Source organism: Pedobacter nototheniae (assembly GCF_004335085.1).
GTDB classification, from domain to species: Bacteria; Bacteroidota; Bacteroidia; order Sphingobacteriales; family Sphingobacteriaceae; genus Pedobacter; species Pedobacter nototheniae.
Window position 1 is genome coordinate 175,249 of sequence record NZ_RQRS01000001.1, and the last position, 16,546, is coordinate 191,794.

At 36.9% G+C, this 16,546-nt stretch carries 15 protein-coding genes; all 15 read left to right on the forward strand.

The window, feature by feature from the left end; translation table 11 throughout:
* Nucleotides 1–164 precede the first annotated feature (164 nt).
* The 15 genes from EHC72_RS00835 (at nt 165) to EHC72_RS00905 (ending at nt 16,543) form a co-directional block, all read left to right on the forward strand.
* Nucleotides 165–395, forward strand: coding sequence for a DUF7336 domain-containing protein (locus EHC72_RS00835; RefSeq protein WP_211660254.1), 231 nt, complete (start codon nt 165–167; stop codon nt 393–395).
* Nucleotides 396–456: 61 nt separating this feature from the next.
* On the forward strand, nt 457–822 hold the full coding sequence (locus tag EHC72_RS00840) for a hypothetical protein (protein WP_211660255.1): 366 nt from the start codon (nt 457–459) through the stop codon (nt 820–822).
* A 171-nt stretch (nt 823–993) separates the two neighbouring features.
* Nucleotides 994–2,232, forward strand: coding sequence for a hypothetical protein (locus tag EHC72_RS00845; RefSeq protein ID WP_131535582.1), 1,239 nt, complete (start codon nt 994–996; stop codon nt 2,230–2,232).
* Between the two features lie 7 nt (nt 2,233–2,239).
* Nucleotides 2,240–2,620, forward strand: a complete 381-nt coding sequence (locus EHC72_RS00850) for a hypothetical protein (protein WP_131535583.1) — start codon at nt 2,240–2,242, stop codon at nt 2,618–2,620.
* Complete coding sequence (locus EHC72_RS00855; RefSeq protein WP_131535584.1) at nt 2,607–3,086, forward strand: PulJ/GspJ family protein; 480 nt, start codon at nt 2,607–2,609, stop codon at nt 3,084–3,086. Before EHC72_RS00850 ends, EHC72_RS00855 begins: the two co-directional genes overlap by 14 nt.
* A 3-nt stretch (nt 3,087–3,089) precedes the next feature.
* Nucleotides 3,090–4,229 (forward strand): type II secretion system F family protein, encoded by a 1,140-nt coding sequence (locus tag EHC72_RS00860; RefSeq protein ID WP_131535585.1) that lies wholly within the window; start codon nt 3,090–3,092, stop codon nt 4,227–4,229.
* Nucleotides 4,230–4,822: 593 nt separating this feature from the next.
* Nucleotides 4,823–5,449 (forward strand): hypothetical protein, encoded by a 627-nt coding sequence (locus tag EHC72_RS00865; RefSeq protein ID WP_131535586.1) that lies wholly within the window; start codon nt 4,823–4,825, stop codon nt 5,447–5,449.
* 155 nt (nt 5,450–5,604) lie between these two features.
* The gene (locus EHC72_RS00870; protein WP_131535587.1) at nt 5,605–8,682 is read left to right on the forward strand and encodes a PKD domain-containing protein; all 3,078 of its coding nucleotides are present in this window, start codon (nt 5,605–5,607) and stop codon (nt 8,680–8,682) included.
* A 24-nt stretch (nt 8,683–8,706) separates the two neighbouring features.
* Complete coding sequence (locus EHC72_RS00875; RefSeq protein WP_165585748.1) at nt 8,707–12,363, forward strand: DUF6443 domain-containing protein; 3,657 nt, start codon at nt 8,707–8,709, stop codon at nt 12,361–12,363.
* A 12-nt stretch (nt 12,364–12,375) separates the two neighbouring features.
* A complete protein-coding gene (locus tag EHC72_RS00880) occupies nt 12,376–12,783 on the forward strand; it encodes a hypothetical protein (RefSeq protein WP_131535589.1) in 408 nt (135 codons plus the stop codon).
* 137 nt (nt 12,784–12,920) lie between these two features.
* Nucleotides 12,921–13,418, forward strand: coding sequence for a hypothetical protein (locus EHC72_RS00885; protein WP_131535590.1), 498 nt, complete (start codon nt 12,921–12,923; stop codon nt 13,416–13,418).
* Between the two features lie 13 nt (nt 13,419–13,431).
* Nucleotides 13,432–13,827, forward strand: coding sequence for a hypothetical protein (locus EHC72_RS00890; protein ID WP_131535591.1), 396 nt, complete (start codon nt 13,432–13,434; stop codon nt 13,825–13,827).
* The gene (locus tag EHC72_RS00895) at nt 13,820–14,734 is read left to right on the forward strand and encodes a hypothetical protein (protein ID WP_131535592.1); all 915 of its coding nucleotides are present in this window, start codon (nt 13,820–13,822) and stop codon (nt 14,732–14,734) included. Before EHC72_RS00890 ends, EHC72_RS00895 begins: the two co-directional genes overlap by 8 nt.
* The gene (locus tag EHC72_RS00900) at nt 14,731–15,195 is read left to right on the forward strand and encodes a hypothetical protein (protein ID WP_131535593.1); all 465 of its coding nucleotides are present in this window, start codon (nt 14,731–14,733) and stop codon (nt 15,193–15,195) included. Before EHC72_RS00895 ends, EHC72_RS00900 begins: the two co-directional genes overlap by 4 nt.
* A gap of 496 nt (nt 15,196–15,691) precedes the next feature.
* Complete coding sequence (locus EHC72_RS00905; RefSeq protein ID WP_131535594.1) at nt 15,692–16,543, forward strand: hypothetical protein; 852 nt, start codon at nt 15,692–15,694, stop codon at nt 16,541–16,543.
* Nucleotides 16,544–16,546: the final 3 nt, after the last annotated feature.

Below are 16,546 nucleotides of genomic sequence, written 5' to 3' on the forward strand. Positions count from 1 at the left end.
CCGGATACTTAATGCTGTAGGAGTAATTACTCAACAGTACGCGATGATCCTGATGAAATGTCTTCAAGTATACTTTAAACTTGTAATTCCCCATTAATTATAAGTCAACTTATTCATGACACTAGCTTAAATATTTTCCTTTATTAAATTTAAAGACACAAAAAATGAATGTAAAATTTGTTTATTTACTATGGCATACTCATGTTGATGAAGAATTGCTTGGTGGTGAGGATATTAAATTGATTGGTATTTATAGCACTGAAAATAAAGCAATGGCTGCACAGTCACGAGCTGAATTATTGGATGGATTTAAAGATTCTAAAGAAGGTTTTGAGATTTCTTGTAGTAAAATCGATAATGATGAATGGATTTCAGGATTTATAACTGAAAAATAAAAGTCTAACCGTTAAGAGTTGTTAGGCTTTTTGTTTATTCTGAGTAACAGTCGCAATTGACTTGGTAACGTTCGTATATGACTTGGTAACGGTCTGGAACGACTTGGTAACAGTCTGGAATGACTTGGTAACGGTCGGGAATGACTTGGTAACGGTCACAATTGACTTGGTAACGGTCACAATTGACTTGGTAACAGTCGCAATTGACTTGGTAGCGGTCGCAATTGACATGGTAGCGGTCGCAATTGACTTGGTAACGGTCGGGATTGACTTGGTAACGTTCGTATATGACTTGGTAACGGTCGCAATTGACTTGGTAACGGTCGCAATTGACTTGGTAACGGTCGGGATTGACTTGGTAACAGTCGCAATTGACTTGGTAACGGTCGGGATTGACTTGGTAATCTTCTCTTGGTTAAATATATAAGAAACGGGGGCTAGATTTCGACAGTTAATTTAATTTATATAGATTAATATGAGATCAAGTTGGATAATTCATTCTAACGACTTAGTTTTTTTTATCTTAGACCAATTAAAATATTAGGAATAACAGACTAAGTGGAACTATGATTGTCTGTAACTTACTTATCTATCTTAAATGAAGCTCAAAGCAGGCGCCTTATATTTCTCAATTGTAATTGCATTTTTTATTGCAATTATAAGTGCTTCATTAATTATGTTAGCTGCACACTATCGTTCTGCTCATTTGAAAGAGGTAAGGTATCAACGGTTGCAGAATAATTTAAATTCTGGTATAGATTTTTTACTTGCTGATGTAACGGATGTCGACTTATCAAAAAACGTCGATTTATTTAATGATAATCTAGATAGTGTAGAAATAAGCAAAAAAAAATGGGGCTTATACGATCTTTCTACTGTAAAAGCATTTACAAATAAAGATACACTGAGCCGGGTTTTCCTTGTTGGTTTAAATACCTCCAAGGATAGAAAGGTTTTATATCTTGCTGATGAAGATAGACCGCTTTCTATAAGTGGTGAAACAAGAATTACAGGTGATGCAGAAATACCAAAATCAGGTATAAAACAATCTTATGCAGAAGGTAAGCCCTATACAGGCGATCAATTATTATATGGAAAGAAAAGCGATAGTGGAAGAAAGCTTAAAGAACTAGAAAATAAAAGGCTTAAATATTTAGAAGCATATTTTGACAATACCACCAAGAAATATCCAATATTGGGTGGTGCAGATTTACATAACGGTTTTAAAAATTCAACAAAAATATTTACAGTGCCTCCGGGAGCAGTATTAAATTCAAGTTTGAGCGGCAATATTATTTTGGTATCAGATTCTTCAATTATTATTTCAGCGAATGCGAAATTAGATAATATTCAAATATTTGCACACACGGTAACTTTTGAGTCTGGCTTTAGAGGAAATTGTCAGGTTTTTGCCAGTGATTCTATCTTGGTTAAAAATGATGTAAAATTAAATTATCCTTCGGTTTTAGGTGTAATACGAAAAAAAGGCTCGGCCGATCAACCAAATATAACGTCAGGTGAAAATTTTGAAATGAATGGAATATTATTTAGCTATGAACAAGTTCGTAGCTCCATGCAAACCATAATTTCATTGGGCAAAAAAGCAAAACTTAATGGCGAAGTATATGCTACAGGCTTAGTTAAATTAGACAAGGGTGTGGTTATATCAGGAAAAGTTTCTGCTAATAGATTTATTATGACAACACCTACATCACTATATGAAAATTTTTTAATTGATGTTACTTTTAACCGTAAAGCAAGAAGTAAATATTATTTAAGTTCGGCTTTATTTTCTGGTAATGAAAAAAACAACAAAATTTTAAAGTGGTTAAATTAATCTTGGAATGTTTTATAAAAAGGAGTATTTTAAATTAAAAAAGATTAAGCCAAAAAGTTTAGCCGCCTCTACTCTAGTAGAAGTATTAATAGCTATGGTTATTATTATGGTTGTTTTTACCACTGCAATTCAAATTTTTAATAACGTACTATATAGTGGCGTATCGATAAAAAAAATACAAGTAGAACAACAATTAAACATTCTGACAAATTCCGTTAAACAAAAAGGGTATCAGTATCAAAATGAACTTATTGTAGATAGTGTGGTATATAGTTTTAATATTGATAGTACACGTTTATCTGGATTAACCACAATGGAGATTACTGGTAAACTAAATAATAAGATACTCGGGCGGACCCGGTTTATTTACAAAAATGATGAGCAATAGGCTAAAGGCATTTACCCTTATGGAAGTAACTGTAGCAATGTTGCTATCGGCAATTTGTATTACAATATGTTTTACTGCCTATGGTTTAATTCAGGATTACTATTCTAAATTTAGAATAAAGAATGAAACATCGGCTCAGTTAACCGATTTAAAACTGGTGATGGACAAGGATTTTTTAAAATCCAGATATGTAATCAAAACAGATGAAGGGCTTAAGCTTAAAAATGACAGCACAGAGCTTAGTTATACGTTTGATGAACATAAAATTTTAAGAATAGTTCCAGGTCTGCATACCGATACATTTTTTGTTGAACTTAAAGATAAAGAGTTCTATTTTGAAGGAAAATCTGCTGGAGTTGCAGATACCGTCGATTTTCTAAATTTAGGAATTAAGCTAAAAGGCTCAAGTACTGCGCTAAATTTACAAATTAGTAAGAATTATAGTGCCGTTGATTTATTTAAATAATTTATGCCATCAATAGATATTTCAGGATATAAGCAGAAGCCCAAAAAGATAAACCATTCATCTAAAAATGGATTATTGGAATTATTAAACAAGGATATTTCTTTTGGTAGTAGCCAGTTATCAGACAAAAAGAAAGAGGCATTTTATAATGAATTAGGTACTTTAACTAGATCTGGGATAGATATTAAAACGGCTTTAGAGCTAACCTGCAGTTCTTATACTCAAGCAAAGGACTTAGAATTGTTTAAGAAATTACAAGCAGAGGTTGTTTCTGGTAAATCTCTTTCTGATGCCTTGAAGAATGAAAACAAATTTAGTAGCTATGAATATTTTAGTGTAAGCATTGGTGAAGAGACTGGTAGATTAGGTGAGGTACTTGGAGAGCTGGCTAAATATTATAAAAGTAAAATTACGCAACGAAGAAAAATTATAGGCGCAATTACATATCCGATTTTGGTGTTAAGTACATCCCTTGCCGCTATCTTTTTTATGATCAAATTTGTTGTGCCAATGTTTGCTGATATATTTAAGCGTTTTGGGGGTAAACTGCCATATATTACCGCGTTAATTGTGAGTTTTTCTGATTGGTTGGATCGATATATATACCTCATTTTGTTTATTATAATTGGTGTATTAGTTTTTTATTTTATTAGTCGTAATAAACCCTGGTTTCAAAGGCTTTCAGCATTTATGGTACTTAAAATACCTGTAGTTGGAGAAATTGTGAAAAAGGTATATCTGGCTCGTTTTGCAAATACAATGAGATTGCTAACAGGTACCAATATTCCCTTATTAAGTGCATTAGGAATGGTTAAACAAATGATTGTTTTCCACCCAATTGTAGATTCACTAAATGTAGCCGAAAATGATATTCTACATGGTATGAGTTTGTCAGACTCACTTGCCAAGCATGAATTTTATCCTGTTAAATTTGTACAAATGATCCGGATAGCCGAAGAAGTAAATAAACTTGAGTATTTTTTTGAACAGCTATCTACTCAATATACAGAAGAGGTGGAATATAAAACTAATGCTATTAGTGGCTTGTTAGAACCATTGATTATTATTTTTCTCGGTCTGGCAGTTGGTGTTATTCTAATTGCAATGTATCTGCCGATGTTTCAAATGAGTAATAGTTTTTAATAGTTAGTTTGGATCACAAATTCTTCTTCCTCCTAAAATAATTTTAATTCATATTAAAACCCATCGTAAACGATAAAAAAGATATTATTCACTAATTAGGGTTATACTAATTATTTTACTTGTTTTTTTAATCATAGGGTGAATAAGTTATAAATAATGCAATAAAAATTGAAACGAGATTCCTGCTGATTACTAAACGTGTTATTAACAATTCAAAAAATTCTTTATTTCAAAATCCTCGACTTTATTTAAATTAATAAAACTGAGGTTTAGCGATATAATACCTATATTTCAAATCTTTTAACTTAAAGAAGTTAAATATTGTATTTTGATAATGTGATTACTCTATTTACATTAGATTTATCTAAAAATCTAAGTAATGATCTCAATTAAATCCCACTCTTTGTCACTTTTACAGCCTGACGACAGCTTTCCAATGTATGTGTTACAATTAAGGTCTTTTGTGTAAAGTCACTTCTGACCTTCATCATCCTTAATATTGTTTATTGACTTTGTTTTTAAGACTTTTTCAAGGCTTATTAATGAAGCCTTTATTTGGATGGAACAAATAATTTTAAAAATTATAATATTTCGTGAAAAATCTAAAAATTCTTATTAAGCTCATCTGTGCTACAGTAGTTTTATTTCAAATTGGTGTAACCAATGCACAAATCGTGAATGTAAGTCAGTCGTCGGGGGCGGCCACTATAAACATTCCAATATATACATTGACCCGAGGAAAAATTGTAGTCCCGATTTCTCTATCTTATTATGGTAATGGAGTTAGAGCAAAGGACATTGAGGGATCGGCAGGCATGAACTGGCAATTATCAGCAGGCGGAGCAATTACGCGAGAACTTAGGGATGTGCCCGATGATCTGGCTGATAATTCAAAGGGATGGATGTACAATAATAATGCAGCAAAGATTGGCAACTTTTTCATATTGAACGATGGTAATCCTGGTACATGCAATGATGAAAGCGCTGACCAGTCTTATATCAGTAATAATTTTGGGGATTTATCTGATACAGAGCCGGACGTATTTAATATTAGTGTGCCTGGATTATCATGCAAGCTCATATTTGATGGAAACCATCAACCAAGGACTATTCCTTACAGGGATATAAAAGTAAGTTATACCACAGATAATAATGGTATAAAAGCTTTACAATTATTAATGATAAAGGAATTACCTATAGTTTTAATGTTTCTGAATTAGTTACCCGTAAGGCTTTTACCACCAACGAATCTGCAATACAGTTTTTTAAACGTAAGTATGATGTTTCAAAAGCTGTAAGTTTTAGAAGAAAATGGCTTCTGAATTCGATCAAGGATAATAATGGAAACGAAATTACCTTTAAGTACGATTATTATATGAATGCCTATAGGGTGAGCCGTAAGAATTATGACCTCTATGTTGGCAACACCGTTAATAAGAGTTCTCAATTTTATATTGAGGATGCTGCATTTACAATGATGCTTACAGGAATTGATTATACAACAGATGATGTGCTGACCGGGATTCCGAAATTTGCATTTACATATGTTTATAATTCGAGTACCTATATGCCGCTTCTCCAAGGGATATCAGGCCCCGGAAGAGCTTGGATACTTTCTTATGATGAGGCCTATTCTATAAATAGTGATTATAAAAGATTTTTTTTAAGAGAATTTAGAGAATCTTCTGAAGATAGCCCTTTACGTTACCATTTTGATTATAATGGGATTTCTGCAGGTCTCCAAAAGACAACAACTACACTTCCAGATTCAAGCTCTAAACAGCTCGACAGGTGGGGGTATTATAATGCATCCGCAGCAACCTCACTTATGCCTGAGGTATTTGTAAATCCGGTAACAACTGGTATGGAGAAATTAAGGTATGAACAAGTGCCCTCGCTTGCCGCGTATTACCCTTATTCCTTAAGTGGGAATTCCAGAACAGTTAATCTCGCTGCGTTAATTACCGGTAGCCTTGCAAAGGTTAGTATACTTGATGGAGGAACCACCGAAATTGAATATGAATCAAATACTTATTTTGACCCTCAATCTGGAACCGATCCATACGGAAGTGGAATAAGAGTGAAAAAACTCACAACTTATGATATCACAGTTCCTGGTTTACAGAAGGTAGTAGATTATAACTATGCAGATCCTGCTACGGGACATACTAGCGGTAGGGCATTATCACTTCCTGTATATGCTTTTATCAGGGCACAGCCATTTAGTCTCAATCCGGAAGCAGATTGGAAAAATTCAATTGTTCGTTCTGATGAAGACCTTTCTGAGGTGGATGATGGGATAATGTATGGTTTTTTTAAAGAGCGTGTTCCTGGACAAGGGTATATCACAGCTGAGTTTACGCTTCCAGCAACCCACTTTGACCTAACCAGTTCTTCAGACTGGAACCGGATTATAACTAATATTGCCGGATGTAACGGAACAGGTGGTACACTCAATAATGATAGAGATTTATATCCGTTTGTGCCGAACATGGATATAAGTTTTGAGAGAGGAATGCCCATAAGGCAGGCGGTATATAACGAAGCCGACCAAAAATTGTCGGAAACGCTATATAGTTTTTCGAGAACAGGAAATGCCATATACATCCCTGGATTTAAGCGAGAATATAATAGTGGCGTACTTGCTTATGCTAAGTATAAAATTCTAACTGGGGTAGAAAGCGCTATCCAACAAAAACAAGATTTTAGCTTTGATGTGGCTAGCGGCCAGCAACAACATAAAATAACTAGCTATTTCTATGAGGGTAACGGGCATCAATATCCAACAAAAATAGAGACCCAGAGTGGGGATGGGAAGTTGCTACGTGTACTTACATCTTATACAAAGGACTATAATACATCCCTGTCAAACGATTCAGCTGCACTTGCCATAAGAAGTATGGTGTTAAAAAACATCAATGTACCTATAGAGATCATTAATCAAGTTGAGCGGGCAGGAAATAGTAAAACAGTTTCGGCTAGCCTGACGAAATTCGCAATTTTCACCCCTGGTACTGAACAACCTGCAAAAACGTTAATATTCAGAAATGCAACCGGGATAACAGACTTCCATCCCTCGAATATTCAATCTGGGGTTTTTGTAAGTGATGGAAGATACTATACAACTGGAAATTTTACCGATTATAATGCGTACGGACAACTACTTTCAGCAAATGATGGGAAAGGTAATGTCAGTTCATCTATATATGATTATAATTCAAGATTGGCTTTGGCTGGAATCAAAAATGCGAGACATGATGAAGTTCTCTATAGCAATTTTGAGGAGGGAAACCTCGCAGGTCTTTGGTTTGAGGCAAACGGACAGGGCTCTGTTGATTCGCATACTGGTAAGCAGAGTGTAATTACAAATACTTCGGCGGTACTCTACCGGGACTTAAAGAAAAAATTGGGCGCTACAACCTATATTTTGTCGGCCTGGATAAATTCTAATGCAGCCTCTATTCTTAACCTCACGGTAAGTGATGGCTCTGGTCAGCTTGTTTCCCGTTCAGTAAACATTATTTCGGCACCAGGTACCTGGAAATATTATCAGGTTAGGATACCTGTAAATGCTATTGGACCTAATTTTCGACTAAGATTATGGAGCACATCTAGTTTGCTGATAGATGATGTAATTTTTAGACCTGAAGAAGCCGAGGTAGGAATAAGTAGTTACGACCTGCTTACACAAAACTTACTTGCAACCTATTCCTCAAATGGAATAGGAGCCCGTTATGATTACGATGGTGTGAACAGGATAAAACATGTTTATGATCAGGATCGTAATATGGTGCAGAAAACCAGCTATATTTTAGGTGCAAATCAAGACCGTTTTACGCCGAGAATTGCAACGGAAACAAACCAACTGGTTAATCAAACTATTAATTTTAGCATGGAAAATGATGCCGTAACTTCTGGTGATGGGATCACCTTCACTTGGAACTTTGGTGATGGAAGCCCTTCATTTACGGGTACATATGAAAGCTTAGTGCAACATACATACAGTGTGGCAGGCACTTATACAGTATCACTCACCAAAACAGCACCCGTGTATGGATCTGTGAGTGTTACTAAAAATCTGATTGTCTCACAGCCACAGGTTATTGGAACCCAGCTAATAGCTGATTGGGACATGACGCTCACTTTCTATCAAAATAATCAGATCGTTAGACAGATTTCTCCGGCTGAATTGAGTTCGGGACCTGTTAGTATTTCTCCAGGGATTTATACAGTTAGAATAGGTATTTCTGGGGCATACGCTACTTCAAATCCTTATGGGTTTAAAAGTATACAGTATTCAACAGTAGGGCCGAACAATACCAATCTGTTCAAAAACTGTCTATCATCATCCCCAGGAGTGAATATCTACGAATTTGGTGTTGATCTCACAGGAAAAGAGAAACTATCCATCTCGGTGGCTAATGAAGAATGCTCATTAGGACCAATAGAATAAGGTATTATGATATCAGGAAAATTCATGAAAAGATATTTAATCTATACAATTATTGTATTTACAGAAATTGTAATAAGTGCTTTGCCAGTTCTATCACAAAACAAAACGTTTGTTCAGCAGGAAGTGGTTAAGATTGAAGGCGTACTTACAGATGGGCAATTGAGTACCTTAACACCTTTACAAAAACAGGTGACTAGAACATATAGCGATGGTTTTGGACGCGTGCAACAGATAGTTGTAGCTGGAGGTAGTCCAAATGGTAAAGATCTGATTCAGCATAAAAGCTATGACAACATAGGAAGAGAGTCTAAGATCTATCTGCCTTATGCATCTTTAAATAATAATGCTGCCTTCAGAAGCAATGCTGTCGCGGAACAAAATGCATTTTATAGTACAGCTGGCCAGAAGACGGCTACAGATTCCAGTCCCTTTTCTCAACAGGTATTTGAAAATAGCCCCTTGCAACGCGTATTGCAATTGGGGTCTGTAGGTGCTGGTTTTCAGCCAGGCGAGCATTATAAAACCATGGCTTATGGTACAAATCTTTCTTCTGAAACAATTCGCAGATGGCAACCAGACGGCAACGATGCCGGAATATGGCCTGCTGGAACATTGGATGTAAGTATGATAACAGATGAAAGCGGTACGAAAACAGCCGTTTATACCGATGCGATGGGGCAAACGGTACTGAAACGACAATGGCTGGGTCAGGGTGGTATCAGCTGGCTAAACACGTTCTATGTTTATGATGACCTTGGGCAGCTTGTTTTTGCGATTCCTCCAAAAGCCTTTGCATTAATGGAGTCGCTAGGCAATTATACGTTATCGCAGCCTGAAGTAGCCAAATTAATCTTCAGTTATGTATATGATGAAAAGGGAAGGCCGATAGAAAAAACAGTGCCTGGAAGTTCAGCAGTTTATATGGTTTACGATCGGATGGACAGACTTGTGCTGGCCCAGGATGGTAACCTCCGTACACAGGGAAAGTGGAATTATATTAAGTATGATAGCCGGCAAAACCCGGTGAGCCAGGGTATTTATAACGATGGAAGTAGTCGTACGGCAATGCAGGCTTATGTATCTGCCATTAATTACAATAATACTTATTTCGAAGTTCGAAACGGCGATGGAGCCACAGGCTTTTACACCAACAATACTTTTCCAGCGTCTAATATCGAACCATTAGCCTACAGCTACTTTGATAATTATGATCTGGATGGTAATGGCACACCTGATTATGTGTATCAAACACAGGGACTTAATGGCGAGGCTACAGCGACCGATTACATCAGTGGCTTGCCTACCATAATCAGGAAACGAACGGTTGGAACAGGGCTTTCCAATATATGGCTAAGCACAGTGATGTTTTATAACCGTAAAGGGCAATTGATTCAAACATTGGGCAATAACCAGCTCAATGCTAACCTGGCTTCGGTTAAAACGCTGGTACGCGATTTTACCGGGAAGACTAAGCTAACTAAAATAATCCACGCAGGCGCTACAACTGTTACCATACAAACTGCCTATACTTTTGATCATATGGACAGGTTAAAAATAGTAGATGAAAGTTATAACGGGGCGACTGCTGTAAGGGTTGCTGCCTACGAATACAATGAGATTGGCCAGCTGGTGGATAAAAAACTCCACAGCACCAATGCGGGGAGCAGTTACCTGCAGTCGGTAGATTATCGCTACAACATCAGGGGGCAACTTACCAGTATTAATAACGGTAGTTTAACTGCTGATAGCAGGAATGACGACACCAATGATGTATTTGGAATGGAATTGCTTTACGATCAAACCGATGCCAGCTTAGGGAATACGAGCTATTATAATGGAATGATTTCGGCGGTGAAGTGGAAAACCAATGCACCTGGTGTAACCAGCGGAAACGAAAAAAGTTATCGGTTTAATTATGATGCCTTATTAAGGTTAACGAGCGCAAATTATGCCGACCGCTCTGCAGGTAATGGCTGGGGAAACATAGGTGCCTTTGACGAAAAAAATATCAGTTATGACCTAAACGGAAATATATTATCTTTACAACGCAATGCGATATTGAACGGGAATATCACTGCTGTTGATGACCTGAATTACAGTTATGATGGCAACAGGCTTAGCAATGTAGCTGATGGAGCCGGGGGAAGCTATAATGTATTTGGGTTTAAAAACCTTACCGGATCGGTTAATTCTTATGTATATGCCGATAATGGAAACTTAACAGTTGACCCTAAAAAAGGATTAGGGCTTTCTTATAATGTCCTCAACCGGACTGAGCGAATCATGGTAAATACAGCTTCGGGCAGGTATATTGATTATACCTACGATGCAGGTGGGTCAATGATTCGTAAGCAGGCAATTGACAATGGAGCCCTGGTAAAAACCACAGATTACATCGAAGGCTTTGTTTATGAAAACGGAACATTGGCTTATTTTGGTGCAACTGAGGGAAGGGTAAGAAATGCTGCTGGCAATTTGAAACAGGAGTATATTATTAAAGACCAGCAGGGCAATGCCAGGGTAAGTTTTGAGGAGCAAAACGGTATAGCGGTGGTAAGGCAGGAAAACAGTTATTATCCTTTTGGCTTAAGCATGCCAGGTAATACAGTGCCAACAGCAGCCAATAAAAATCTCTATAACAGAGGAAGTGAGTGGCAAGATGATTTTGGGGATCTACCCGATTTGCAGCAAACGTTCTTCAGGATGTATGATGCAGCACTGGGCAGGTTTATAGCGGTTGACCCTATGGCTGAGGCCAGCGAAAGTTTTGGTACTTACCATTATTCTATGGATAACCCGGTGATGTTTAACGATCCGATGGGGGATTTGACACAGCAGGGAGATCCGGGAGGACGCAGTAATGAGCCGCAGGCCGTTAACTTTCATGGAGGCTATGGAAGGATAGGCGCTGGTTCCGGTAACCACTGGAGCGATGGTATAGGTTATGGAGACTGGAGTGCATGGAATGGAAGTGATAGTTACCGATGGGCAATTTCTCAAGGTTTTTCTGATACAAATGGTGTATTGAGCAAAACTGGTGAGGGAGGAGTGCAGTATGGATATAAAAGTGATGGTAAATATGGTTATTGGTCAAATGATTCTATATTTCAAACGGGCACTACTAGTTATTTTAACGCTGTAACTGGGAAAGTTGAGCAAAGTGTGAACACAGGTGATTTTGTTTCAACTTGGCATATGTTAAATGACGATCAGACTTGGAAAGATTTTGCTAATGGTACAAGTAAGGTCAATTGGGGCTTAACTTTAGGGACTACTAGTTTGCAAAATATTTCTGGGTCTGTTAGATTGTCTACTGTAAAATTAGGTTTCAGCCCTAAATATTATAGTAATGCATGGACAGGGAATAGATATGCAAAAACCTTTAATGTCGGAAAAATAGGTGCTATTACTTCAAGAGGATTAGTAGTAGCAGGAATTGCAGTAGATGGATATAGCTGGTATAAAGGCGATATTAGTGACAATAAGATGACGACTAATACAACGATGGCTCTATGGGGTCTAACAGGAGTAGGAACTGTTCCCTCAATATTTTATTTTGGAGCTGAGGCATTTGTACCTGGTGGTTTTGAAGGATTAATGAATGGAGCTGAGCAAGGGTTTGCAGAAACAAAAAGAATTTTAGGACCAAGTTGGAGGCCCATGCCATTAGGAGGCAAATAAAAAAAATGGATTATGAAAATTAAAGAGGCATATTATTATTTTTATTATACTATTTACAAGGCTTGGAGTAAAAATTACAATCCCCTTCTAACCAATAGATTTAAAGCAGATATATGTATTACTGTTCTTCAAATATGGATGATAATTGCTTTATATGCTTATATGAGTATCTTCCTAGGTGTAAGGATTGAACTTTCAATCGGGCAGCCACTTGGTTTCATACCTTTCCTCTTAGCGTTTTGTACAACATTGTATTTTTTTACTTTTTCAAATAAATGGAAATCTTCTTTTGAAGAGTTTGAAAAATGGCCTAAGAAGAAAAAACGGATTGGAAGTTTAATTGTCTGGTGTGTTGTAATTTTTATTCTTTTTAACTTGGTTTTTTCAGTTAAATTAATGAACGAGATAATTTTAATTTAATAAAAATTGTAAAATAATAATCAATTATGCCGCTTTTATTCCGGGATGGGATATGCAGATAAAATTAGATATTCTGATTATTTAGGATCTGGAAAAGAAATAGGAGGGAAACTTAACTTAGAACTGTAGAAAGGGGAATGAGTTTTGTTAAAGTTGGGGAGGCCTTTTACAATGGCAACTCAAAGTCTTCGACATGGAAGGGGAATGCATGGAATTGGATGAAGGAGCACTTTGATGTGGCTGGCGGCTATTCGCTTTCATTTGGGGCTCAGATTGGAGGTGGATTTAAGGAGGGATTAGCTGCTAGAATAAATATTTATTCAACGGTTCATAGTGACGTGGAATTTAGTTATAAAAAAGGAATAAAAGGCACTCAAGGTGGAATGTATAATCCTGGAGAAAAGAATAATTGGGGGATAGGGGCTGCCTATTATTTAGGATTTGACTATAAAGGACAGATTTACAAAGGGGTTAAAGAACATGAATTATCACTAGGAGTAGTTGGTTTTGGTGGAAAGGTTAAATTAGACAACTCAGGAAATGTAACTGACTGGTTTGTCGGATTTGATCCATCTGTTAATGCACAATTCTTTTTTGGTATCGAGGCAAATTTTAGAATAGGATTTTCAAAATAATAATAGTCATAATATGCCAGTTAAAATTATTATAATAGTTATTGTATTAATAATTGTGTTTATTGCTTTAAATTATTTAGCTTATAAACTAATTATCTATAATGTGCAACGAAGATATATTAATCCTTTTTTAAAATCTGAAAAGATGACCTTGCAAAGGATTAAATGTACGGGCTTGTTTGATAAGGGATACTTTGGTCGTGATAAATTGGTGTTGTTGCCAGTATCAGAGTTAGGAAAATTAACTACAGCAACATATGTACATATCTATGTAATCACAAAGGAAAATAGGAATGAATGTTATACAGTGAAAATACTGTGTAGATTTCTATTTGTTTATAAGGTTTTTTTGAGGACAGGTAGAGGAGAAAAATATGAGTTAAAACTCATACGTGAATCCTATGGCTGAGGCCAGCGAAAGTTTTGGTACCTACCATTATTCGATGGACAACCCGGTGATGTTTAACGATCCGATGGGGGATTTGACACAGCAGGGAGATCCGGGAGGACGCAGTAATGAGCCGCAGGCCGTTAACTTTCATGGTGGCTATGGAAGGATAGGCGCTGGATCGGGTAACCACTGGAGCGATGGTATAGGTTATGGAGACTGGAGTGCATGGAATGGAAGTGATAGTTACCGATGGGCAATCTCACAAGGTTTTTCTGATACAAATGGTGTATTGAGCAAAACTGGTGAGGGAGGAGTGCAATATGGATACAAAAGTGACGGTAAATATGGGTATTGGTCAAATGATTCTATATTTCAAACGGGCACTACTAGTTATTTTAACGCTGTAACTGGGAAAGTTGAGCAAAGTGTGAACACAGGTGATTTTGTTTCAACTTGGCATATGTTAACTGCCAATCAGGGGGGAGATAACGCGCTAAATTATTTCGATAAGAATAATGGTGATATTGGCAACGGCCTTGCAGGTGTTGGATATGTGTCAGGTGCGGTAGGTAATTGGGCTGGAAATATTATCAAGAGTAGATCACTTTATGGGGCACCGGGTGCGACTACTATTTTAAGAACCACCCTTGCAAATATTCATGTTCCTACTGGTGCACTAAGGACAACTGGTACGGTACTTCGAGGATTAGGTACAGCCGCTGGCTTAGCTGGTGTTGGAATTACCGGTTATCAATATATAAATGGTCAGATTACCGGAAAAGAGGCATTAGTGGATGCCACATTTGGTGCAATAGGCTTCATGGGCCCTGTTGGTGCAGGGGTGAGTATTCTGTATTTTGGAGGTAAAGCTATATACGAATATTCTACTGGGGATACTTTGTTTGATAAACCAAGACGTGAATGATGAGAGCGTATTATTATTTTTTATTTAGGGTTTATAAATTCTATACAGATAGAATGAAAGAGAATGACATTCCTTTAATCTATGTGGCGTCTATAAGTGCCTTATTGATCTTTTTTAACGTATTCACCGTTTATTCATGGCTAATTTATTGTGATTATTTTAACGATATAATCCCGAGCAAATATTACATATTAATTCCCATAGCAATTATCTGGCTATTAAACTACTTTGTATTTGTTAGACGAGAACTCTTCTTAGAATGCAACTTTACCAAAGATATAAAGGGAGGGCTATTGATCATTCTTTATATGGTGATTACAGCTGCGTCGTTTATTATAGTTGCTAATTACAATCGTGAAAAGCTACTTAAACACCAGCAAGAACATCCGGTAACAGAGCAAGTTAAGCAAAGGCCATCATTGGAGGGAAAAATAAAAAAATGGTGGAAAGACACTTTTTAGTGTTCATGCTTAAATGTTCCCACCACCGGGCATTATGTGCCAATAACAACTATTACTTATGGGTTCCAAATTATTAATAATGCAGTGGTGCTTTCCCCTATTACTACTACAACTCCATCAGCATTTCAAAGGGGATCAATTCCTTAATCTATATCATTATGAAAAAATTATTAGCAATATTTATCTTATTTTCGACAATGCTTACGAAGATTTATTAATCCTTTTTTAAAATCTGAAAAGATGACCTTGCAAAGGATTAAATGTACGGGCTTGTTTGATAAGGGATACTTTGGTGGTGATAAATTGGTGTTGTTTCCAGTATCAGATTTAGGGAAATTAACTATAACAACATATGTACATATCTATGTAATCACAAAGGAAAATAGGAATGAATATTATACAGTGAAAATACTGTGTAGATTTCTATTTGTTTATAAGGTTTTGTTGAGGACATGTAGAGGAGAAAAATATGAGTTAAAACTCATACGTAAATCCTATGGCTGAGGCCAGCGATAGTTTTGGTACTTACCATTATTCGATGGACAACCCGGTGATGTTTAACGATCCAATGGGGGATTTGACACAGCAGGGAGATCCGGGAGGACGCAGTAATGAGTCGCAGGCCGTTAACTTTCATGGAGGCTATGGAAGGATAGGCGCTGGATCGGGTAACCACTGGAGCGATGGTATAGGTTATGGAGACTGGAGTGCATGGAATGGAAGTGATAGTTACCGATGGGCAATCTCACAAGGTTTTTCTGATACAAATGGTGTATTGAGCAAAACTGGTGAGGGAGGAGTGCAATATGGATATAAAAGTGACGGTAAATATGGCTATTGGTCAAATGGTTCTGTCATTAATGGAAGCATGGAAACATATTTCAATACCAAAACAGGGAAAGATGAGCAGGTTTTGAATACAGTTAGTGTTGTTTCGACCTGGCATGAGCTTGTAAGAGGGGCAATAGGTGGTCCTATACCATGGTATGGAAATTTCTTAGGCCCAGGTCCTGATGGAAATCCTTATAAACTAACGGGGTATGACGGCAATATCTTGAAACCTGTAGATATGTTAGATGCAGCAGCCCAGCGCCACGATGTCGCTTATGATGCAGCGAAAGTTGGCGGAATTAACGGAGCGTTATTCCGACGTAGAGTTTCTGCTGCAGACCAACAACTAGCCCTAGATGCAGTTGGTGTTATAGCTGCTTATTACCGGGGATCTAAGGACACGATCACAGGACAAAGAATTACAGCAGAAGAAGTGAAATGGGCTGAAAGAGTGACTGCTGCATTCTTAGGCATTGGAGGTTATAAAATAATTTTAGGTGGACAATCTGTTAAATAAATA

Coding starts and splice junctions, on each gene's coding strand:
- EHC72_RS00845 (WP_131535582.1), top strand. CDS start 994: ATGAAGCTCAAAGCAGGCGCCTTATATTTCTCAATTGTAATTGCATTT.
- EHC72_RS00900 (WP_131535593.1), top strand. CDS start 14,731: ATGATGAGAGCGTATTATTATTTTTTATTTAGGGTTTATAAATTCTAT.
- EHC72_RS00860 (WP_131535585.1), top strand. CDS start 3,090: ATGCCATCAATAGATATTTCAGGATATAAGCAGAAGCCCAAAAAGATA.
- EHC72_RS00905 (WP_131535594.1), top strand. CDS start 15,692: ATGGCTGAGGCCAGCGATAGTTTTGGTACTTACCATTATTCGATGGAC.
- EHC72_RS00870 (WP_131535587.1), top strand. CDS start 5,605: ATGAATGCCTATAGGGTGAGCCGTAAGAATTATGACCTCTATGTTGGC.
- EHC72_RS00875 (WP_165585748.1), top strand. CDS start 8,707: ATGAAAAGATATTTAATCTATACAATTATTGTATTTACAGAAATTGTA.
- EHC72_RS00850 (WP_131535583.1), top strand. CDS start 2,240: ATGTTTTATAAAAAGGAGTATTTTAAATTAAAAAAGATTAAGCCAAAA.
- EHC72_RS00835 (WP_211660254.1), top strand. CDS start 165: ATGAATGTAAAATTTGTTTATTTACTATGGCATACTCATGTTGATGAA.
- EHC72_RS00885 (WP_131535590.1), top strand. CDS start 12,921: ATGAGTTTTGTTAAAGTTGGGGAGGCCTTTTACAATGGCAACTCAAAG.
- EHC72_RS00890 (WP_131535591.1), top strand. CDS start 13,432: ATGCCAGTTAAAATTATTATAATAGTTATTGTATTAATAATTGTGTTT.
- EHC72_RS00855 (WP_131535584.1), top strand. CDS start 2,607: ATGATGAGCAATAGGCTAAAGGCATTTACCCTTATGGAAGTAACTGTA.
- EHC72_RS00895 (WP_131535592.1), top strand. CDS start 13,820: ATGGCTGAGGCCAGCGAAAGTTTTGGTACCTACCATTATTCGATGGAC.
- EHC72_RS00880 (WP_131535589.1), top strand. CDS start 12,376: ATGAAAATTAAAGAGGCATATTATTATTTTTATTATACTATTTACAAG.